Here is a 20,194-nt window from a genome sequence, read left to right as displayed (position 1 = left end):
CCTCACGCCTTTAGCCATGTATTTAGTGCTGGTATTAATCTGGCATAAGATACATGGCATCGCTGATGGAGAAGATCATGAAAGCGTCCCGTCACCAGGAAATCCTGCAACATATCAAACAGCATGAAACGCTGACGACGGCAGACCTGGCTAACTTACTTGCGGTCAGTCAGGAAACTATTCGCCGCGACCTGAATGAACTCCAGGCGCAAGGATTGATCATCCGCCAGCACGGGCGAGCCAAAAGTATTAAACGCGCCACTAAAGACAGTGGTGACCCTTTCACCACCCGCCTGAAAAGTCATCTCTCCAGCAAAGCCAGCATTGCTGCACATGCTTTATCTCTGATTGATAGCGGAATGGTGATAGCACTGGATGCCAGTTCCACCTGCTGGTATTTAGCCAAAAAACTTCCGGATATTGATATCACGGTGTTTACCAACAGTGTGCGAATTTGTCAGGAATTGGCGAAACACCAAAATATCGAATTGATCAGTGCCGGGGGGCAGTTACAACGCAAATATGCCTGTTATGTGAATCCGGCTCTTTTTTCGTTACTGAAAACTATCGAAATTGACCTGTTTATCTTCTCATGTGAGGGCATTGATACTGACGGCATTATGTGGGATTCCAACCCATTTAATGCCGAATTCAAGACCATGCTCCTTAAGCGCGCTACACAATCCATTTTGCTGATCGATAAAAGTAAGATGTGCAGAACCGGCGAAGTGAAAATCGGCACACTTGATGATGTTGAACAGGTTATTTCCAATATAGATGCTGAATAACGCCCCAGTGGCGTAGCTGTTATTTACCACTGGGGGATGATTACTGGCCGTAATACGCTTTAGCGCCATGTTTACGCAGGTAATGCTTATCTAACAAGGTTTGCTGCATATCAACCACCGCCGGTTCAAGCTGGTGAGTGAAAAGATTCATATATGCAATTTCCTCCAACACTACTGCATTATGTACCGCGTTATCAGCATTGCTGCCCCAGGCAAACGGGCCATGACCATTAACCAACACAGCCGGTACCTGTGCTGAGCTCAGCGCCTGCTGGGCAAAGGTTTCGACAATGACATTGCCGGTTTCGTGCTCATAATCACCAGCAATCTCGGTATCCGTCATCAGACGAGTGCAAGGAATGGGGCCATAGAAATAGTCGGCATGGGTGGTACCTAATGCCGAAAGCGGCTTGCCGGCCTGCGCCCATATAGTGGCATGACGCGAATGGGTGTGAACAATGCCGCCAATCTCCGCAAACGCACGGTACAGCACCAGATGAGTATCAGTATCGGAAGACGGTTTTTTATTTCCCTCCACCACTTCACCGGTCACCAAATCCACCACCACCATGTCATTAACACTCATCACATCATATTCAACACCGGAAGGTTTAATTACCACCAGTCCGCGCTCGCGATCAATGCCACTGACATTCCCCCAGGTAAATGTCACGAGCTTATATTTTGGTAATGCTAAATTAGCTGCAAAAACCTGCTGCTTTAACTGCTCTAACATAATGCCACCTCATGAAATAGTATTCAGTACGGTAATTAACAATCAGAAGTGATATGCATAATGCCGTCAGATTAATTAATAACCGTTAATTAAAAATAGTGTTAATTCAACATCGGCGTTCAAAAGTCATTATTTACCGTAGGGTTTATAACGCCAAACAGAATACCCGGCGGCAAACTAACCTAACCCTATTTATGGCCAAATTAAAGAATGTAGGATATTGCATAATCATCAAACAGACGAAATCAATCACATTCGGGCATGTTCGGTCATTTATTTAATGCCCGAGTGTGTGCTTTCATTACCAACAATGACCATTCACAAAGCAAATAAGCCTTTTATATGAGATGTAAATCACACAATTCCATGTAATAAAAGCAATTACATAATTAAAAATATGACATTAGCCACACAAATTCAGGGAAAAATACGACTTAAAGCAATACATGAATTCAATCACTGTATAAACAGCAGATAAATACCAATATAACAGCATGAATGTGATGGGTGCTTTCGGGTATTAAGCGCTAAGACAACAGTTGAGGTAAACATGTTACAAGCCGAACGCTATAAAATCATTTGTAGCCATGTGCAGCAACAAGGCTCGGCGTTGGTAACTGAGTTATCTGTCTTATGCCAAGTCTCGCAAGAAACCATTCGTCGTGACCTGACTGTGTTGGAAAAAAAGCAAAAACTAATCCGTAGTTTTGGCGGTGCAGTGGCACTGGATGGTCCTGACCTGTCGGTCATTGATATTAAAGAGACCCACTACAGCCTTAATGCTATTGATAGAGCGGAGTCTTTCCGTAAGCGTACGGAAGAACACCCTGATATTAAAATGAAAATTGCTAAAGCGGCATTACAATTTATTCACCCAGGCGACTGTATTTTGTTGGATAACAGTAGCTCTTGCTGGTTTTTGGCGCGGCAGATACCGGATATTGAAATTACTGTTGTGACCAACTCAGTGAAGATTATCCAGGCACTGGCCTGCCGTGACAAAGTGCGCATTATTGGTATTGGTGGTGAATACTCAGCCCGCCACGATGATTTTCACGGCCCGGTGGCAGAAAATGCCATACGTAATTTCCAGATCAATACCTTTTTCTTCTCTTGCCAAGGAATTAATCAGGAAAGTGGTGTGCGCGACGGCAATGACATTAACGCGAAATTAAAACAAGTTATGTTACAAGTTTCGGGGCAAAAAATATTATTAGCGGACTCCAGTAAGTTTGATCAGTACGCATTTTGTAAAATATGTATGTTGGATGAAGTCGACATACTTATTACTAACAGATTAAGTTCACAAAATTATCGTAGCGACAATCCTAAATTAAATATTATTGAATCAGATAAGTAACAAAATTATTCATCGAATAATAGCGTCAACACCAGTGAAATAGTCACACAATAAGAATAAGCCAAGCTGCCTTATATCAATATAAGGTCGGATGTCTTGATGCTTACTAATGGTTCTTTCAGAGGATTTAATAATGAAAAAGTTAATCTTACCCTGCTTAATCACGACATTAATGGCTTCCCATGCAGCTTGGGCTGATGACAGTAAAACCCCACAAAAAGCCAATAAGCCGTTCACTATGGGCGTGGTGGTAAAAGTGGGGGGTATTCCTTGGTTCAATGTGATGGAACAAGGTATTAAAGAAGAAGGCCAGGCGCTGGGGGTTAATGCCTGGCAAGTGGGGCCAACCACTGCGGATCCTGCCGAGCAAGTCCGGGCAATTGAAGACTTAATTGCCAAGAAAGTCGATGTCATTGGTGTGGTACCTAATGATGCCAAGGTGCTGGAGCCGGTACTGAAACGGGCACAGGAAGCGGGCATTAAAGTCATTACCCATGAATCTCCGGGCCAAATCAATGCTGACTGGGATTTCGAATTGCTTGATACCCAAAGCATGGGTGCTAACCATATGAAAGATATGGCGCAATGCATGGGTGAAGAAGGTAAGTATGCCATGTTCGTCGGTAGTCTGACGGTGCCACTGGTCAATGAGTGGGCCGATGCTGCGATTGCTTATCAAAAAACACATTACCCAAAAATGGTTCTGGTTGAAGACCGTTTTGGCGTAGCTGAATCAGTAGATGACTCTATGCGTACCGCCAATGACTTGCTATCAAAACATAAAGATCTAAAAGGCATTATGTCATTCGGTTCACAAGGCCCGATTGGTGCAGGCCGCGCGATTGATAAACGCAAGAAAAACGACACCACCTGTGTCTTCGGAACATTTACACCGGGTCAGGGTATCAAGCTGTTAGAGAAAGGCGCTATTGACGGTGGCTATATTTCTAACCCAATGGTCGCCGGTAAGGTCTTCGTGCAAGTCGCCACTGCCATGATGAATGGCGAGCCAATCAAAGATGGTGTCAAGCTGGGCGATATGGGTGAAATCAAAACCAAGGGCAACACAATTCTCAGTGATAACCCAGAAAAACTGGATATTGAAAACACCAAACGCCTGGTCAAGCTCGGCTTATAAGTCACGTCCAAGTTAAAAAGTATCGCCGGGTATTTACCTGCCCGGCTCTTATTTCGGCCCCAATGTTGAGGCTGTTTTCCGGGGAACTGCACGATGACTTATATTTCTGATGTTGATAACGGAGTGCCGCTCATCACACTGAAAGAGCTATCAAAAAGCTTTGGTGGACATCAGGCACTTAAAAATATCACTCTGACGTTGAATAAAGGCGAAGTGCACTGTTTGGCCGGGGCCAATGGCTGCGGCAAAAGTACGCTGATAAAAACCATCAGTGGTGTATATGCCCCTGATGACGGCAGTGAAATTATTATCGATGATAAATCACACTCGCGTTTAACCCCTGACCGCGCCCGCGATTTAGGTGTACAGGTTATCTATCAGGATTTGTCGCTGTTCCCTAACCTGAGCGTGGCAGAAAATATTGCCTTCGAGTACAACTTGAAAGGCTACTTCGGTTGGTTCAGCAAAGCAAAAATCAAACAGAAAGCCTGCCAAATTTTACAAGAACTGGCCTTTACCATCGACCCGGATGCACTGGTACAGAACTTACCTATCGCACAACGCCAGCAAGTCGCCATTTGCCGCGCACTAGTGGCTGATGCCCGGCTGGTTATCATGGATGAACCGACGGCCTCTCTCACCCGAACTGAAGTCAATCAATTGCTGCGCACAGTAAATTATTTACGCGACAAAAATATCACCGTGGTGTTTGTTAGCCATCGGTTAGATGAAGTGAAAGAGATTTCAGACCGCATTACCGTGATTCGCGATGGTGAAAAAGTAGGAACCTGGCCAGCAAACGATCTTTCCGTTGGTAGGATTACCGAACTAATGACCGGGTTAACCATCACCCACGAACAGAAATTACCGAATGCCGAACAGGGCAAAGTGGTATTGCAACTGGAAAACCTCAGCCGCAAAGGGCAGTTTGAGAATATTTCTTTCCGCCTGCATCGCGGTGAAGTTTTAGGGCTGTGCGGTTTGCTGGGCTCCGGGAGAACAGAGTTGGCATTGAGCCTATTTGGTATCACCCATCCAGATAGCGGCCAGATTACTATTGATGGCAACCCGGTGCGCATCAAAGACAATACCCGCGCCATTGAGCTGGGGATTGGTTATGTCTCTGAAGACCGCCTGACACTGGGAGCGGTGCTACCTCAATCGGTCGCTGACAACATGATGCTGTCGATTTTGCAACGTATTCGCACTCCTATCTACCTGATTGATGAGGCTAAAAAAGCCGCATTGGTACAGGAATGGGTAAAAGATTTAGACATCAAAGTCACCAACCCTGATAACTCACTGTCGACATTATCCGGTGGTAATCAGCAAAAAGTGGTACTGGCGAAATGGATTCTGACCAAACCGAAAGTGTTGATTCTTGACTCCCCCACCGTTGGGGTCGATATCGGGGCGAAAGACAGTATTTACAAGCTAATTCATCGACTTTCCGGTGTCGGCATCTCGGTATTGCTTATCTCCGATGAAGTGCCGGAGGCCTATTACAACTGTGACCGCATCCTGCATATGAAGCAAGGGCGCATCGTCAATGAATTGATCCCGAATCAAATGACTGAACAACAGCTTGCGGAGGCCATCAATGCCTAATATCAGCAGACTTAAACCGCAATCCGTTGAAGGGTGGCTGGCCTGGGTTATCGTCATTATGCTGGCCCTGTTCTCCCTGCTCAGCAGTGAGTTTTTATCCATACAAAACCTGCTAGATCTGACAGAAAGCTATGCAGTAACCGGTGTCTTTGCCCTCGGGCTTTTCGTGGTGCTGGTGACCGGGGGCATTGATATTTCCTTTGCCGCCGTGGCCTCTGTAGTGCAATACGTGGTGGCATCTCTGCTGCTCAATGATGTCATTGCCAGCCCGCTATTATGCCTGGTTATCGCCATCTCCATTGGGGTATTACTCGGTTTCGTCAATGCGGTACTGATTTACTATCTGAATATCGTTTCCATCATTATCACCATCAGTATGCAATCGCTGCTGTTTGGCATGCTGATGTGGATAACCAACGGCCACAGTATTTATGACTTGCCGGACTGGTGGATAACCCAGCGCTCCATTCTGCCCTTTACCTTTAATGGTGAGAGCTATCAGATTGGCTTACCGCTAGTCGTCATGCTCGCCATCGCTCTGCTCACCTGGCTGTTATTGAATAAAACGCATATCGGCCGCCAATTGTATGCCGTTGGGGGCAGCCCTGAATCTGCGCGCCGCATTGGTATCCGCGTGTCGCTGCTTTACCTGTTCGCTTATGGCTATTTAGGGGCAACCGCAGCCATCGGCGGCATGTTGCAGACCTACCGCATGAGTGAAGTGGTGCCGAGTGCGCTAGTGGGCGGCGAATTGGATGTGTTGGCCGCAGCAGTGTTGGGCGGAGCCAGCTTATCCGGCGGGCGCGGCTCGGTGGTCGGCACACTGATGGGCGTCTTCCTGATTGGTATCTTGAAAAATGGCCTCAACCTGATCGGCGTTTCCAGCTACTTCGTCAACATTGTGATTGGCGTGGTGATCGTCGCCGCCATTTGCGTCACCCATTACAAAAAACGCAAAGAAACTGATGTTGGCTTTGTCTGACAGGGGCATTTATGAAAAAGAACACATTTTTCCATATCGACGGCACCATCTCTGGGTTATTGAGTATTTGTGCGCTGGCCACACTGGCTTTCAGTCTGGCGATGCCCGGCCGTTTCTTTACTGAAAATACCTTTTTGAGCATCGCCTTCCAATTGCCGGAGTTAGGGCTGCTGACCTTCGCCATGTTTGTGCCGATGCTCAGCGGCGGGCTGAATCTATCCATCATCGGTACAGCTAACCTCACCGGCCTGTTTATGGCCTGGCTGCTTATCCAATATGTTCCGGCCGATGCCAGCACGACCACACAACTGATGTGGCTGGTGATTGCCCTGCTGGGAGCCGCGGTGATTGCTGTTGTTATCGGAACATTGACCGGGCTGATGATTGCCCGCATCGGTGCGCATCCCATTCTGGTGACCTTAGGCAGCATGACCATAATTAGCGGCATCGGGGTTTATCTGACCAAAGGGGCTGCGCTCAGTGGTATGCCGCCGATTGTGCGCAGTATGGGGTCCGAAGTGGTGATGGGCATCCCTATCCCGATGATTATTTTCGTGGTCGCATCACTGGTGCTGGCACTGATATTAGGCAAAACACGGCTGGGTAAAACCATCTATATGTGTGGCAGCAATATCAACGCGACCTGGTTCAGCGGTATCCGCACTGACCGCGTGATGATTGCCATCTACTCTATATCCAGCCTGTTATGCGTATTAGCGGGCCTGATTATGATGTCGCGTTTTAACTCTGCACGCATGGGATATGGCGACTCTTATCTGTTACTGACCGTGTTGGCGATAGTGCTGGGTGGCACCAATCCATTTGGTGGTGTAGGGAAAGTCAGTCATGTGTTTTGTGCCCTGTTGGTGTTGCAGGTCATCGCCACCGGCCTAAGCCTGCTCGGTGTCAGCCTGCACTTCAATCTGGCAGTTTGGGGGATCACACTTATCTTCGCGTTGGCCTTTAAATTCTTCAAAGAGAAATGGAAAGCGAAGCGTGCCATGAAAAATAACCGATTGAAACATTTGACTGAAATGGCAACAGGGAGAGCTAAGTAATGCGAATTCACCCATTAGGAATATATGAAAAAGCGCTGCCTGCGGGCACCAGTTGGGTTGAAAAGCTGGCTGTAGCGAAATCCTGCGGTTTCGACTTTGTCGAGATGTCAGTTGATGAAAGTGACGAGCGCCTGGCACGGTTGAATTGGAGCCGCGAGGAGCGCATGGCGGTTATCACCGCTATCCAACAAACAGGGGTGAGAATTCCCACACTTTGCCTGTCTGCACATCGCCGCTATCCTTTTGGCAGTCGTGATACGGCTACCCGTGAGCAAGCACGCACTATCATGTTACAGGCCATCCGGTTAGCGCAAGATCTCGGTATCCGCACCATTCAACTGGCCGGTTATGATGTGTATTACGAACCACAAGACAGTGAAACCATTACCCGTTTTGAAGAGGGAATGGCATGGGCAGCGCAGCAGGCAGCAGCGGCACAAGTGATGTGCGCGGTGGAAATCATGGATACCCAGTTTATGAACTCCATCAGCAAGTGGAAAGCGCTCGACAGTAAAATTGGCTCACCGTGGTTTACGGTATATCCGGATATTGGCAACCTCACTGCGTGGGGGAATGAAGTTGATGCTGAACTGGCGAGTGGTATTGACCGCATTGCGGCCATTCACCTGAAAGATACTTTTGCCGTTACCGCAGATTGTCCGGGGCAATTTCGTGATGTGCCTTTCGGCGAAGGCTGTGTCGACTTTGTTAATCTGTTTAAAACCCTGCGGCGGTTGAACTATCGCGGCACTTTCTTGATTGAGATGTGGACAGAGAAATCAGCCGAACCTTTGCTGGAAATCATCCACGCCCGCCACTGGATTGAAGATAAAATGCGTTTGGCGGGTTGGAGTAACGATGCCTTACAGGGCGCGCGCTAAGGAGCCATCATGAGCCACTATTTTCTCGGCATTGACCTTGGCGGCACGGTGACCAAAGCCGGGGTTTACACCGCCGAAGGTCGCGAGATTGCTGTTACAGAGCAGGCTCTACCGGTGCTTAGCCCACAAGCGGGTTTTTGTGAGCGCGATATGGAGGCGCTGTGGGCGGCGACTTGTCAGGTCATCCACCAAACACTTAATGCGGCGCATGCCGCCGCTGGTGTCTCGCCTGAACACATTCGCGGCATCAGTTTCTCGGCTCACGGTAAAGGGTTATATCTGGTGGATAAACAGGGTCAGCCGGTGCGCCACGGCATTGTTTCCTCCGACTCTCGTGCGCAAGCCCTTGTTAGCCGCTGGCAAAAAGAAGGCAAAGCCCATCAGGCGTATGAACTTAGCCTGCAACAACTGTGGCCATCCCACCCGGCGGCTCTGCTGCGCTGGCTCAAAGAGAACGAAGCGGAAAATTACCACCGCAGCGGCTATGTGCTAATGGCGCATGACTGTATCCGTTATCGCCTGACAGGCGAGTTCACTACCGAAGAAACTAATATCTCTGGCAGCAATCTTTATAATCAGTACAGCGGTAACTTTGACCCACAACTGATGAAGATATTCGGTATTGAAGAAGTCGCTGAGAAAACGGCCCCTATTATTGGTTCAGCAGAATTAGCCGGTTATATCAGTCAACAAGCAGCACAGGCCAGCGGTTTAAAACGTGGCACGCCGGTATTCGGCGGCATGTTTGATGTGGTCGGCGCGGCCTTAACCTCCGGTTTGCATGACAGCCACCAGCTCAGTGCCGTGGCCGGAACCTGGTCAATTGCCACCCGAGTGTTCGAGGGTGTACAGCCCTCAGACTACCCCTATGTGTGGGGAAAATATTGCATCCCAGGCACCTATTTTGTTCACGAAGGCAGCCCTACCTCCGCCAGTAATCTGGCCTGGTTTGTGCAACAATTCTTGCCGAATTTACCCGATAGCTATCAAACACTTAATCAGTGGGCGGCACTCGGTTATGAAAAGTCGGAAGATATTCTCTTCTTCCCATGGCTATACGGCTCCAATCACAGTGCCAATCTCAGCGGCGGCCTGTTAGGACTCAGCGGACACCACACGACTCAGGATATTGTTTACGCGATTTATCAGGGAATTGTCTTTTCGCATCTGTTACATCAGGACAAAATTCTGGCGCTGGGCGATAACACTGACTGCATTCGTTTCACTGGCGGTCCAACGCATTCTGCCATCTGGATGCAAATATTTTGTGATGCCAGTAATTTGCCATTGGAAATTGTCGATATTCAGCAATCTGGCTGTCGGGCTGCGGCTCTGTGTGCTGCGGTAGGAAGTGGCTATTACAGCGGCTTTGAGCAAGCGATAGCCGCCAGCCCGCCCCCCATCACCCGCCTGCTGCCCAATGCGGAAAAGTACTCAATGTTAAGAGCGCGCTTTGAGAAGTTTAAGCACATCGCTGAGGCGCTGAGTAGCGTCATGTGATGGCGCGACGTGCAGAATTTAGCGATAAAAAGCCTGGTTATTGCAGTGTTATATACTGGCGGTCGGCCAGTGTCCCACCATCATCCTGCCGGTACCATCGATAAGTGCGGAAAATGAGATCCACCCTTTATAAAGAGGGTGGAGCCATCGCCTCGCACCGACAATCTATAGTAAAATTCTTGTTAAAGTCATACTAAAAAATATCGGCTTGGTTCTTCTATCGATTGCTAACGATTGTTTCTGTTATCGAACATTTTCGCTAACTGATGTTGAATGTGAGAAAAATATGTCAAACAAACCGTTCCACTATCAGGATCCCTTCCCGTTAAAGGAAGACGATACTGAGTATTACCTTGTCAGTAATAATCATGTTTCGGTCGCACAGTTTGAAGGTCACGACATTCTAAAAGTCGAACCTGAAGCCCTGACCCTCCTTGCCCAACATGCTTTCCACGATGCCTCATTCCTGCTCCGCCCCGCTCACCAAAAACAAGTTGCTGCCATTTTGGATGACCCGGAAGCCAGCGAAAATGATAAGTATGTTGCCCTGCAATTCCTACGCAATTCTGAAATCTCAGCCAAAGGGATTTTACCGACCTGTCAGGATACCGGCACCGCTATTATCGTGGGTAAAAAAGGCCAGCGTGTCTGGACTGGCGGCAATGATGCCGAAGCCCTGTCACGCGGTGTGTATAACACTTTCATTGAAGACAATCTGCGCTACTCACAAAACGCGGCGCTGGATATGTACCAAGAAGTGAATACCGGCACTAACCTGCCAGCGCAAATCGACCTGTACAGCACTGAGGGTGAAGATTATAAATTCTTATTCGTCACCAAAGGTGGCGGCTCAGCCAACAAAACCTATCTGTATCAAGAAACCAAGGCTCTGCTCTCTCCGGGTAAGCTGAAAGACTATCTGGTTGAGAAAATGCGTACCTTGGGGACAGCGGCCTGCCCGCCGTATCATATCGCCTTTGTTATTGGCGGCACCTCGGCTGAAAGCACGCTCAAAACCGTTAAGCTGGCCTCCACCAAGTATTACGATGGTCTGCCAACCGAAGGCAATGAGCACGGGCAAGCTTTCCGTGATATCCAACTGGAGCAAGAACTGCTGGAAGCTGCACAGGATTTAGGTCTGGGCGCGCAATTTGGCGGTAAATACTTTGCTCATGATGTGCGGGTGGTGCGTTTGCCGCGTCACGGAGCCTCCTGTCCTGTTGGCATGGGGGTTTCCTGCTCTGCTGACCGGAATATCAAAGGTAAAATTAACCGCAAAGGTATCTGGCTGGAGAAATTGGAGCAAAACCCAGGAAAATATATCCCTGAGCACCTGCGCCATAGCACCGAAGGCAAAGTGGTTAAAATCGATCTTAACCGCCCGATGGCCGATATCTTAAAAGAGCTGTCGCAGTATCCGGTATCAACCCGCCTGTCGCTGACCGGCACTATTATTGTTGGCCGTGATATTGCTCATGCCAAATTGAAAGAGCGGCTGGATAACGGCGAAGGTTTACCGCAGTACATTAAAGATCATCCGATCTACTACGCGGGGCCAGCGAAAACCCCGGAAGGTTATGCTTCTGGTTCACTTGGCCCCACCACCGCAGGGCGCATGGATTCCTATGTTGATCTGCTGCAATCCCACGGCGGCAGCATGATCATGTTGGCAAAAGGCAACCGCAGCCAGCAAGTCACCGATGCTTGCCACAAGCACGGCGGTTTCTATCTGGGCAGCATTGGCGGCCCCGCAGCCGTCCTGGCGCAAAACAGTATCAAGAGTTTGGAATGTGTGGAGTACCCTGAGCTGGGTATGGAAGCCATCTGGAAAATTGAAGTCGAAGATTTCCCAGCCTTTATTCTGGTAGATGATAAAGGCAACGATTTCTTCCAACAGATCCAAGCATCAAAATGTAACCGCTGCGGCTAATATCGCAATCCGACCTCGGTAATTTTGCCGAGGTCGGATCGATTACAGGTAACAGGTAAAAAGCAGATAAATATTTGAATATTTTTTAAGCACTCCACTGGTGCAATTTATTAACCTCCCCCCCTATTCCACACCCCCATCCTTGATAATTTCACCGCATTACGCTTCTTCACCCGCAGTTAGCGCTTGCGGATGAATGGGCCATTTTCGTGCAACCGAAAGCCCTGATTTAGTGCAACGAGTTTCAATTCTACTATTTGATTTTTATTGAAAATTCTTCGTTGACAATAACTCTAAATGCTTTTTATAGTGACCCTGACTTCTCCGCAAGAACGCCAACGTTGTCGGCTTGTGGTTATGGCAATAGAGCCCTCGCAATGTCATCTGACTTTGCCGGGCTTTTTTTTTGGCTTTTTTTCAGACTCACTTTTTTAACCAATGCCAGGGGTACTTATGTCAGGAATAAAATGGTCCAAAATTAAATGTCATCACACCACTCTCTCCATCGCGCTGGCCGCGGCATTTGCCATGACCTACTCAGGAATGACGATGGCGGCAGAAAAACCGGTAAAAATAGGTTTGTTGGAAGATGCATCCGGTAACTTTGCCTTACCGGTGATCCCCAAAATTCATGCCACAGAACTTGCTGTAGAAGAGATTAATGCCAAAGGCGGCATACTCGGACGCCCAATCGAGTTGGTCAAATACGATACGCAATCCGACAACACCCGCTTCCAACAAATGGCTCGTCGCTTAATTAAAAATGACAAAGTGGATGTGATCTTCGGGGCATTTTCCAGTGCCTCACGCGAAGCTATCCGCCCGATAATGGATCGCGAAAAACAGCTCTATTGGTATAACAATCAGTATGAAGGCGGCGTGTGTGACTCCAATGTTTTCGTCACCGGTGCAGTGCCTGAACAGCAGTTCTCAACCTTGATCCCGTGGATGATGGAGAAGTACGGCAAAAAAGTTTATACCATTGCCGCTGACTATAATTTCGGTCAAATCTCAGCCGAGTGGGTACGCAAAATTGTGGAAGAAAATGGCGGCACTATGGTCGGTGAGGAATTTATCCCGCTAAGTGTCTCGCAATTTGGCCAAACCATTCAAAATATCCAGAAAGCCAAACCTGATTTCGTCATGACTTTGTTGGTCGGAGCCAACCAATCCTCCTATTACGAGCAGCAAGCTGCGGCAAAACTGAATTTGCCAATGGGTAGCTCCGTTAACGTCGGCCAGGCTTATGAGCACAAGCGCTTTAAAGCTCCGGCGCTGAAAGATATGTATATCACCGCTAACTACATTGAAGAAGTAGATAGCCCTGCCAGTAATGATTTCAAACAGCGTTTCCACGCCAAATTCCCGAATGAGCCTTACATCAATCAGGAAGCGGCCAATGCCTATGACGCGGTTTATCTGTACAAAGCCGCGGTAGAAAAAGCGGGCAGCACCGATATGGATGCTGTGCGTAAATCACTGGAAAGCGGCGATATCTGCACTGACGGCCCTTCAGGGAAAGTCTGTATCGATCCGAAAAGCCATCATTTGAGTCATACCATCTATCTGGCTCATGTGAAGGACGACCACTCGATCGAGATCCCGAAAGTGTGGGCCGATATCAAACCGTATTGGTTGGGTGAAGCCGGTTGTAACTTACCGGTAAAACCGGACAACAGCCAATACACGCCATCATCTCCGCCGAAAAAGGCCTAAACCTAGCTAATGACAAAGCTAGATAGCTTGATGAGTGAAGGGTTGACCGCACCTCGGGGCGCTCCGGTGGCTTACGCCACTACGACCCCAACGGCACGTTTCCCCTTCATTTGACTTTGTCAGCAGTTTGAACGGGCTATTTTATAGGGAAGTCACCGCTTGAGCGGGCTTCCCTGTGTTATCCATTTTCAATTGTGTCAATCAGGACACCAGGGATTGCCAAACGATGTTAACGCTATCCTTTCTCTATTCGGTGATTTATCAGTTTGGCGATAACTTCGCCTATCTGGTGCTGGCAGCACTAGGGCTGGCGGTTATTTTTGGCATGATGGGGGTTATCAATCTGGCGCACGGCGAATTCATTATGTGTGGCGCTTATGTCACCATTTTAATGAATAAAGCTGGCCTGCCACTCCCCTTCGCCATGCTGGCCGGTAGCCTGGCGGCGGCATTCTTCGGCGGCGTCGTCGAGCGACTGATCGTCCGCCATCTCTATGGTCGCTTATATGATTCGGTGGTTGCGACCTGGGCTATCAGCTTGATTGTGCAACAAAGTATGTTGCTGATCGCTGGCCCGTCACTGGAAGGGCTGTCCACGCCCTTCGGCTCTTTCACCCTCGGCGAATACTCTTTTGCCACCTATCGTGCATTACTGCCCTTCTTCGCCATTGCCATCTTGATGGTGCTCTATTGGCTGTTTTTCCACACCAATTACGGCGTCTGCGCCAGAGCTACCATTCAAAATGCCCGCATGGCCTCCTGTTTGGGCTTGGAAACTGATCGTATTTATACCCTGACATTCGCGTTGGGTGCAGGACTGGCGGGATTAGCCGGGGCCATTTATGCCCCGACCCTAACCGCCGTTCCTACCATGGGCAGCAGTTTTATTGTTCAGGCTTTTGTTTCGGTGGTCGTTGGTGGCGCAAATGTCCTTGTTGGCACCATTCCTGCAGCGATTGCATTAGGCGCAATACAAACCGGGCTGAATTCCTGGTATGGGCAGTTGGCCGGGCAAATTGGCTTACTGGTCACCGCCGTATTGGTTATCCGTCTATTGCCAAACGGTGTTGGCAGTCTGTTTACCCGTAACCGCTAGGAGCTGCATGTGACAACGACTTCTCTTAATTTATCGGCGGCAAAACAGCGCACGCCATCGACGACTCGGCTGGCCGCATTGCTCATTCTGGTGGGCGCACTCGCGCTGCCATTGGTGGTCGATAGCGCGATGATCGGCGACTTTTCCTACTTCCTGCTGTGGACCTTCTGTGCCATCGGATTAGCAGCAATGTGGGGGCATGGTGGCATTTTATCTTTCGGGCAGACCGCGTTCTTTGGCCTTGCCGGTTATACCTACGGCGTGATGACGCTGAATTTCGGCGACGGGGTACTCTCCACCTGGTCGGGCTTGATTATGGCACTGCTGGTGGCGGCAGCTGTCGCGGCTGCGCTGGGTTATCTGATGTTTTACGGCGGAGTGACCGGCATTTTTATCGGCATTGTTACCTTGTCTTTCACTCTGGTATTGGAAACCTTTATGTCGCAGACCGCTGGCCCACAATGGGCAATCGGCAGCGCGCGACTGAATGGGTTTAATGGCATGTCAGGTATGCCACCGCTCTCCTTACCATGGTTCGGCGGCGAATTACTGACTCTGGAAGGTAATGCCTTTTATTACCTGATTATCCTGTTACTCGCGGGAGTTTACTGGGCTGTGCGGCGGCTATTGCGCTCAAATTTTGGCCTGACGCTGGCCTCTATTCGTGAGAATCCGCGTCGGGCAGAGATGCTCGGTATTGATATTCGCCGCTACCAATTGCTGGTGTTCGTGCTCGGCGGTGTGCTCTCCGGTTTGTCCGGTGCGCTGTATACCTTGTGGGGTTCATATATCACGCCGTCCTCCATGGGACTGACCGCCGCCGCCATGCCGGTTATCTGGGTGGCGACTGCCGGGCGTAAAAATATCTTTGGTACCCTGGTCATCACCGCCCTGCTGGTGTGGTTATCACAATGGTTGGCTATCTATGGCAGCGAATACGCCATGATCCTGCTCGGCGCTATTTTGTTGTTCGTGGTACTAGCCGCCCCGAATGGCTTATTGCCTTGGCTGGCAGAAAGAATCACTCGCTGGTCGAAAAAAGGGGAATCGCTATGAATCAGACAGCTCAAGATCTGATCCTCGAAACCCGTGGGCTGAGCAAGCGCTTTGGCGGTATTCAGGTTATCAATCAAGTTGATTTGCAAATCCGTCGCGGTGAAGTGCGTTGCGTCATTGGCCCGAACGGTGCGGGTAAAAGTACCTTTTTCAAATTACTGACTGGCGAACATACGCCAAGCGAGGGGGATATCCGCTTCTTCAATCGGCGGCTGAATACTTTAGCCCCCTTCCAACGTATCCGCATGGGCATGAGTATTAAGTTTCAGATTCCCGGCATTTTCCCTGAACTGACCGTCGAGCAGCATTTGCAGTTGTCACTCAGTCATTTACGCCCAGAGGTTAGCTCGCAAGCCGTCAGCGTCGATGAACTATTAGAGCGTTTTAAGCTCAGCGCCGAATATCACCAGTTGGCAGGAAACTTATCCCACGGCAAGAAACAGTGGCTGGAAATTGCTATGGCAGTGTCGCTACAACCCACGCTGTTAATGCTCGATGAACCGGTAGCAGGTTTATCTATCGATGAAACTTATCTCACCGGTGAGCTTATCAAGCAGATGCAAGCTGATGGTCTGACATTGATGGTGGTGGAACACGACATGACATTCGTGCGGCAAATTGCCTCGCAGGTCACTGTCCTCCACGGCGGGCAAGTTTTTGCCGACGGTAATGCCGCCGAGGTGCTGGCGCGTGAGGATGTAGCAGATATCTATTTGGGGAAAGCAGTATGAATAACGTGGTTTTACAAATAGCAGGGCTAACCGGGGGATATGGCGGTGGACAAGTGCTTAATGGCGTCACTCTGCAACTGCACGCGGCAGAAGTATTGGGGTTGATTGGCCGCAATGGGGTGGGGAAAACCACCTTAATGCGTACCTTGATTGGCGCAGTTCCGGCGAAACAAGGCCATATTTTGTTGGGCGAAATTGATATCACCCAAGCCTCCCCGCAGCGCCGCGCACGACTGGGGATTGGTTACGTCCCACAAGGACGAGAGGTATTCGCTGGCTTGACAGTGGCGGAGAACCTGCAAGTTGGGATGCAATTTGTTCGCGAACACCGGGAGTTTGCCAAAGACTTACTTGAACGGGTACTGGATTACTTCCCGATCTTGCGCCAAAGACTCAAACAAAAAGCCGGCACCATGAGTGGCGGCGAACAGCAACAGTTGGCTATCGCCAGAGCCTTGGTTGGCTCGCCAAAAGTATTACTACTGGATGAACCTTCTGAAGGTGTTCAACCCTCTATCGTCAATATTATTGCCGATACCTTGGTGCGTATTGCTCGCGAACTTCATGTCGCGGTGATTCTGGTTGAACAGGATATCGCCATGATCCAGCGGGCCGCACAACGTTGTGCGGTGATGGATAAAGGCCAGGTAGTGGAAACTCTTTCACAACAACAACTTTCTGATGATCTTTTAATGCGTCGCCATCTGGCTTTGTAACCGGGTGCCCTTATTACGTGGAGAATTGCTAATGAAATGGCTGGAAGAATCAATCATGGTCAAGCGTGGTGTCGGTGCAGGACGTAAACCGGTGACCCATCATTTGACAGAAGAGATGCAAAAAGAGTTTCACTACACCATTGGCCCCTACTCGACGCCAGTATTGACCATTGAACCGGGCGACCGGGTGATTGTGGATACACGAGATGCTTTTGAAGGCGCGATCAGCTCGGAGCAAGATATTCCGAGCCAACTGCTCAAAATGCCTTTTCTCAATCCACAGAATGGCCCGATCATGGTCAATGGTGCCGAGAAAGGCGATGTGATTGCGGTCTATATCGAGTCCATGTTGCCGCGTGGTGTGAATCCGCACGGTATTTGCGCCATGATCCCGCATTTTGGTGGGCTGACCGGCACAGATTTGACCGCCATGCTCAATGATCCGCTGCCAGAAAAAGTGCGCATGATTAAGCTCGATAGTGAAAAGGTCTACTGGAGCGAGCGCCATACCCTGCCCTATAAGCCACATATCGGCACCCTGAGTGTGTCGCCTGAAATTGACTCAATCAATTCTCTGACGCCGGATAATCACGGCGGGAATATGGATGTACCGGATATCGGGCCAGGCAGCATTACCTATCTGCCAGTTCGTGCCCCCGGCGGCCGGCTGTTTATTGGTGATGCTCATGCCTGCCAGGGGGATGGCGAGATTTGCGGTACCGCAGTGGAGTTTGCCTCAATCACCACCATCAAAGTGGATCTGATTAAAAACTGGCAACTCTCTTGGCCGCGCATGGAAAACGCAGAAACCATCATGAGTATCGGCAGTGCCCGCCCATTAGAAGATGCGACGCGTATTGCTTATCGTGACTTAATTTACTGGTTGGTGGCCGATTTTGGCTTTGAACAATGGGATGCCTACATGCTGCTGAGTCAATGCGGCAAAGTGCGGCTGGGTAATATGGTTGACCCAAAATACACCGTCGGCGCGATGCTGAATAAAGAACTGTTAGCGCAATAATCCCTTCCCCCGGTATACGCCTGGGGTTATGAGCATTCGCACAATCATCCTTTTAATAGTGTAAGCAGGTGCATATGGGTTCAGATACCCCGGTCAATATTGGCTTACTGTACTCCTTCAGCGGTGTAACAGCAGCTCAAGAACTGTCGCAATGGCGCGGGGCGACGCAAGCCATTGCTGAAATTAACCAAAACGGCGGCATCAACGGCAGGTTGTTGAATGCTATACATTTTGATCCACAATCTGATGATGCATTGTTCCGAACGCTGGCCGAGAAATTGATCGTCGAGCATGAGGTTAATGTGATTTTTGGCGGCTACACCTCCAGTAGTCGCAAAGCCATGTCACCGGTGGTAGAAAAATATCGGCGGTTGCTGTTCTATTCACAACTGTATGAAGGTTTTGAGTTTTCTGACAATATTTTCTATGGCGGAGCCGCTCCTAATCAGAACTGCGTGCAATTGGCAGACTATCTGACCGGCCAGTTTGGCGCGCGAGTCTATTTGATTGGTTCGCGCTATATCTATCCCTACGAATGTAACCGCAATATGCAGGAGTTGATTCTGCAACGCCATGATGGTGCAGTGATTGGCGAGCGCTATCTTGATCTGAATGCACCTTATGAGGCTTTCCTGCCCATTATTGAAGAGATAACCAAAAAACAGCCGGATTTCATCTTCAGTACCGTGGTCGGGCAGACTGTCCCTTTCTTGTATCAAGCTTATCAGGCCGCAGGGCTGGATCCGGGCCGTATGCCTATTGGCAGCCTGAATACATCAGAAACTGAGATTGCCATTATGGGGGCAGAAATGGCACAAGGTCATTTCAGCTCAGCCCCCTACTTCCAAAGCATCGACACCAAAGCCAATCAAGCGGCACTCAAACAATTTCATCAACAATTCGGGCGGGAACTCACCACCGACATGAATTGGGAAGCCACTTACAGCCAGGTACATCTGTTTGCCAAAGCGATGGCCGAGTGTGGCAGTGACCATATTTACCCGCTTTCTGCGGCACTGCGCGGCAGCCAATTCGATGCACCGCAAGGCCGCATTCGTATTGATCCACTGAATCAACATACCGGGCTGTATCCGCGAATTGGTATGGCAAATGAAAGTGGGCAATTTACTATCGTGCAGGAATCTCGCCGCATCGTCGAACCCGACCCCTATATGACTAACCAGATTCAGGGCGATTGGGTCACGAAGCTCACGACAGTGGGGTACCCACATGCGACCTAGTGACAACAGAATCAGTGCAACAGCCCTATTACTTAGCCGCGGGATCCGCTGTGTGGTGCTACATCCCGATGACGAAGATGGCGAAACACTCACCAATCATCTGCGCCGAATGGGGTTTAAGGTGCAGGCCTTCTGGCCGATCCCCGAGCAACTACCTGCCGATACTGACCTGATTTTCTATGCATTACAGTCAGATAAACCAGAGCCAGATGTGTCGTGGCTCGACCCTGGCAAACACGCTCTGATTGCGGTTATCGCCTATGAAAACCCGACGTTTATTGATCAAGCTCTCAACATGGGTGCTGGCACCACGATAACCACCCCGATTCGCGCCTCTGGTTTACTCTCGGCCATGGTATTTGCTTTACACCATGCTCAGCAGCAGCGGCAGATGAGTGATCGTATCGAGCGGCTGGAAAAAAAAGTGCTGGGCATCCGCCAGGTGAGTGAAGCCAAAGCTATCCTGATGCGAATGCACAGCATTGGTGAAGAACAGGCTTACGAGATCCTGCGCCATCAAGCTATGGACAAGCGCATCACTGTCGAAGAGATCTCATGTGCGCTGATTCAGGCTAATGATATTTTCTCCTGGACCACCCCAGGGGTAGCCAATAGCCGCAAGAACTGAGTATTAAT

General features: G+C 49.4%; 18 protein-coding genes. 17 read left to right on the top strand and 1 reads right to left on the bottom strand.

Annotated features, from left to right (window positions below):
• Positions 1-53 precede the first annotated feature (53 nt).
• Complete coding sequence (fucR, locus tag QSV56_RS05605; protein ID WP_172654145.1) at positions 54-788, top strand: L-fucose operon activator; 735 nt, start codon at positions 54-56, stop codon at positions 786-788.
• 40 nt (positions 789-828) lie between these two features.
• On the opposite strand, the gene QSV56_RS05600 is transcribed toward fucR, so the two are convergent.
• Positions 829-1,524: an L-ribulose-5-phosphate 4-epimerase gene (locus tag QSV56_RS05600; RefSeq protein WP_050298468.1), complete on the bottom strand. Its 696-nt coding sequence runs from the start codon at positions 1,522-1,524 to the stop codon at positions 829-831.
• Positions 1,525-2,074: 550 nt separating this feature from the next.
• Here QSV56_RS05600 and QSV56_RS05595 point away from each other — a divergent pair.
• From QSV56_RS05595 to QSV56_RS05520, 16 genes are all read left to right on the top strand, one after another.
• Positions 2,075-2,884: a DeoR/GlpR family DNA-binding transcription regulator gene (locus QSV56_RS05595; RefSeq protein ID WP_019080385.1), complete on the top strand. Its 810-nt coding sequence runs from the start codon at positions 2,075-2,077 to the stop codon at positions 2,882-2,884.
• 133 nt (positions 2,885-3,017) lie between these two features.
• A complete protein-coding gene (locus QSV56_RS05590) occupies positions 3,018-4,022 on the top strand; it encodes a substrate-binding domain-containing protein (RefSeq protein ID WP_301211260.1) in 1,005 nt (334 codons plus the stop codon).
• Between the two features lie 93 nt (positions 4,023-4,115).
• Positions 4,116-5,630 carry a sugar ABC transporter ATP-binding protein gene (locus tag QSV56_RS05585; protein WP_050131963.1) on the top strand — a complete coding sequence of 505 codons (1,515 nt, stop codon included), beginning with the start codon at positions 4,116-4,118 and terminating at the stop codon, positions 5,628-5,630.
• Positions 5,623-6,612, top strand: a complete 990-nt coding sequence (locus QSV56_RS05580) for an ABC transporter permease (RefSeq protein WP_019080388.1) — start codon at positions 5,623-5,625, stop codon at positions 6,610-6,612. The genes QSV56_RS05585 and QSV56_RS05580 overlap by 8 nt, the downstream gene beginning before the upstream one ends.
• Before the next feature lie 11 nt (positions 6,613-6,623).
• Positions 6,624-7,670 (top strand): ABC transporter permease, encoded by a 1,047-nt coding sequence (locus tag QSV56_RS05575; RefSeq protein WP_046051523.1) that lies wholly within the window; start codon positions 6,624-6,626, stop codon positions 7,668-7,670.
• Positions 7,670-8,551 carry an L-ribulose-5-phosphate 3-epimerase gene (locus QSV56_RS05570; RefSeq protein WP_019083891.1) on the top strand — a complete coding sequence of 294 codons (882 nt, stop codon included), beginning with the start codon at positions 7,670-7,672 and terminating at the stop codon, positions 8,549-8,551. Before QSV56_RS05575 ends, QSV56_RS05570 begins: the two co-directional genes overlap by 1 nt.
• Positions 8,552-8,560: 9 nt before the next feature.
• The gene (locus QSV56_RS05565; protein ID WP_301211252.1) at positions 8,561-10,051 is read left to right on the top strand and encodes an FGGY-family carbohydrate kinase; all 1,491 of its coding nucleotides are present in this window, start codon (positions 8,561-8,563) and stop codon (positions 10,049-10,051) included.
• Positions 10,052-10,337: 286 nt separating this feature from the next.
• The gene (gene fumA / locus QSV56_RS05560; protein ID WP_046051525.1) at positions 10,338-11,981 is read left to right on the top strand and encodes a class I fumarate hydratase FumA; all 1,644 of its coding nucleotides are present in this window, start codon (positions 10,338-10,340) and stop codon (positions 11,979-11,981) included.
• A 549-nt stretch (positions 11,982-12,530) separates the two neighbouring features.
• Positions 12,531-13,697, top strand: a complete 1,167-nt coding sequence (locus tag QSV56_RS05555) for an urea ABC transporter substrate-binding protein (RefSeq protein WP_019080392.1) — start codon at positions 12,531-12,533, stop codon at positions 13,695-13,697.
• Between the two features lie 226 nt (positions 13,698-13,923).
• On the top strand, positions 13,924-14,793 hold the full coding sequence (locus QSV56_RS05550) for a branched-chain amino acid ABC transporter permease (protein ID WP_050158657.1): 870 nt from the start codon (positions 13,924-13,926) through the stop codon (positions 14,791-14,793).
• A 9-nt stretch (positions 14,794-14,802) separates the two neighbouring features.
• Positions 14,803-15,849 carry an ABC transporter permease gene (locus QSV56_RS05545; protein WP_046051526.1) on the top strand — a complete coding sequence of 349 codons (1,047 nt, stop codon included), beginning with the start codon at positions 14,803-14,805 and terminating at the stop codon, positions 15,847-15,849.
• Entirely contained in the window at positions 15,846-16,580 is a 735-nt protein-coding gene (locus tag QSV56_RS05540; RefSeq protein WP_019083894.1) for an ABC transporter ATP-binding protein, read from the top strand. Before QSV56_RS05545 ends, QSV56_RS05540 begins: the two co-directional genes overlap by 4 nt.
• The gene (locus tag QSV56_RS05535) at positions 16,577-17,296 is read left to right on the top strand and encodes an ABC transporter ATP-binding protein (protein WP_019083895.1); all 720 of its coding nucleotides are present in this window, start codon (positions 16,577-16,579) and stop codon (positions 17,294-17,296) included. The genes QSV56_RS05540 and QSV56_RS05535 overlap by 4 nt, the downstream gene beginning before the upstream one ends.
• Positions 17,297-17,327: 31 nt before the next feature.
• A complete protein-coding gene (locus QSV56_RS05530; RefSeq protein WP_004389165.1) occupies positions 17,328-18,317 on the top strand; it encodes an acetamidase/formamidase family protein in 990 nt (329 codons plus the stop codon).
• A gap of 74 nt (positions 18,318-18,391) precedes the next feature.
• Positions 18,392-19,558, top strand: a complete 1,167-nt coding sequence (locus tag QSV56_RS05525; protein WP_046051528.1) for a transporter substrate-binding domain-containing protein — start codon at positions 18,392-18,394, stop codon at positions 19,556-19,558.
• Positions 19,548-20,186, top strand: coding sequence for an ANTAR domain-containing response regulator (locus QSV56_RS05520; RefSeq protein WP_046051529.1), 639 nt, complete (start codon positions 19,548-19,550; stop codon positions 20,184-20,186). The genes QSV56_RS05525 and QSV56_RS05520 overlap by 11 nt, the downstream gene beginning before the upstream one ends.
• Positions 20,187-20,194: the final 8 nt, after the last annotated feature.

This window comes from Yersinia sp. 22-579, assembly GCF_030433455.1.
Classification (GTDB): domain Bacteria; phylum Pseudomonadota; class Gammaproteobacteria; order Enterobacterales; family Enterobacteriaceae; genus Yersinia; species Yersinia enterocolitica.
Note: the sequence above shows the minus strand (reverse complement) of the source record. Positions and strands in the feature narration are given on the sequence as shown.

What these genes read in the sequence shown, in the direction of transcription:
- fucR (WP_172654145.1), top strand. Translation starts at nt 54, where the DNA reads ATGGCATCGCTGATGGAGAAGATCATGAAAGCGTCCCGTCACCAGGAA.
- QSV56_RS05600 (WP_050298468.1), bottom strand. Translation starts at nt 1,524, where the DNA reads ATGTTAGAGCAGTTAAAGCAGCAGGTTTTTGCAGCTAATTTAGCATTA.
- QSV56_RS05595 (WP_019080385.1), top strand. Translation starts at nt 2,075, where the DNA reads ATGTTACAAGCCGAACGCTATAAAATCATTTGTAGCCATGTGCAGCAA.
- QSV56_RS05590 (WP_301211260.1), top strand. Translation starts at nt 3,018, where the DNA reads ATGAAAAAGTTAATCTTACCCTGCTTAATCACGACATTAATGGCTTCC.
- QSV56_RS05585 (WP_050131963.1), top strand. Translation starts at nt 4,116, where the DNA reads ATGACTTATATTTCTGATGTTGATAACGGAGTGCCGCTCATCACACTG.
- QSV56_RS05580 (WP_019080388.1), top strand. Translation starts at nt 5,623, where the DNA reads ATGCCTAATATCAGCAGACTTAAACCGCAATCCGTTGAAGGGTGGCTG.
- QSV56_RS05575 (WP_046051523.1), top strand. Translation starts at nt 6,624, where the DNA reads ATGAAAAAGAACACATTTTTCCATATCGACGGCACCATCTCTGGGTTA.
- QSV56_RS05570 (WP_019083891.1), top strand. Translation starts at nt 7,670, where the DNA reads ATGCGAATTCACCCATTAGGAATATATGAAAAAGCGCTGCCTGCGGGC.
- QSV56_RS05565 (WP_301211252.1), top strand. Translation starts at nt 8,561, where the DNA reads ATGAGCCACTATTTTCTCGGCATTGACCTTGGCGGCACGGTGACCAAA.
- fumA (WP_046051525.1), top strand. Translation starts at nt 10,338, where the DNA reads ATGTCAAACAAACCGTTCCACTATCAGGATCCCTTCCCGTTAAAGGAA.
- QSV56_RS05555 (WP_019080392.1), top strand. Translation starts at nt 12,531, where the DNA reads ATGGCGGCAGAAAAACCGGTAAAAATAGGTTTGTTGGAAGATGCATCC.
- QSV56_RS05550 (WP_050158657.1), top strand. Translation starts at nt 13,924, where the DNA reads ATGTTAACGCTATCCTTTCTCTATTCGGTGATTTATCAGTTTGGCGAT.
- QSV56_RS05540 (WP_019083894.1), top strand. Translation starts at nt 15,846, where the DNA reads ATGAATCAGACAGCTCAAGATCTGATCCTCGAAACCCGTGGGCTGAGC.
- QSV56_RS05535 (WP_019083895.1), top strand. Translation starts at nt 16,577, where the DNA reads ATGAATAACGTGGTTTTACAAATAGCAGGGCTAACCGGGGGATATGGC.
- QSV56_RS05530 (WP_004389165.1), top strand. Translation starts at nt 17,328, where the DNA reads ATGAAATGGCTGGAAGAATCAATCATGGTCAAGCGTGGTGTCGGTGCA.
- QSV56_RS05525 (WP_046051528.1), top strand. Translation starts at nt 18,392, where the DNA reads ATGGGTTCAGATACCCCGGTCAATATTGGCTTACTGTACTCCTTCAGC.
- QSV56_RS05520 (WP_046051529.1), top strand. Translation starts at nt 19,548, where the DNA reads ATGCGACCTAGTGACAACAGAATCAGTGCAACAGCCCTATTACTTAGC.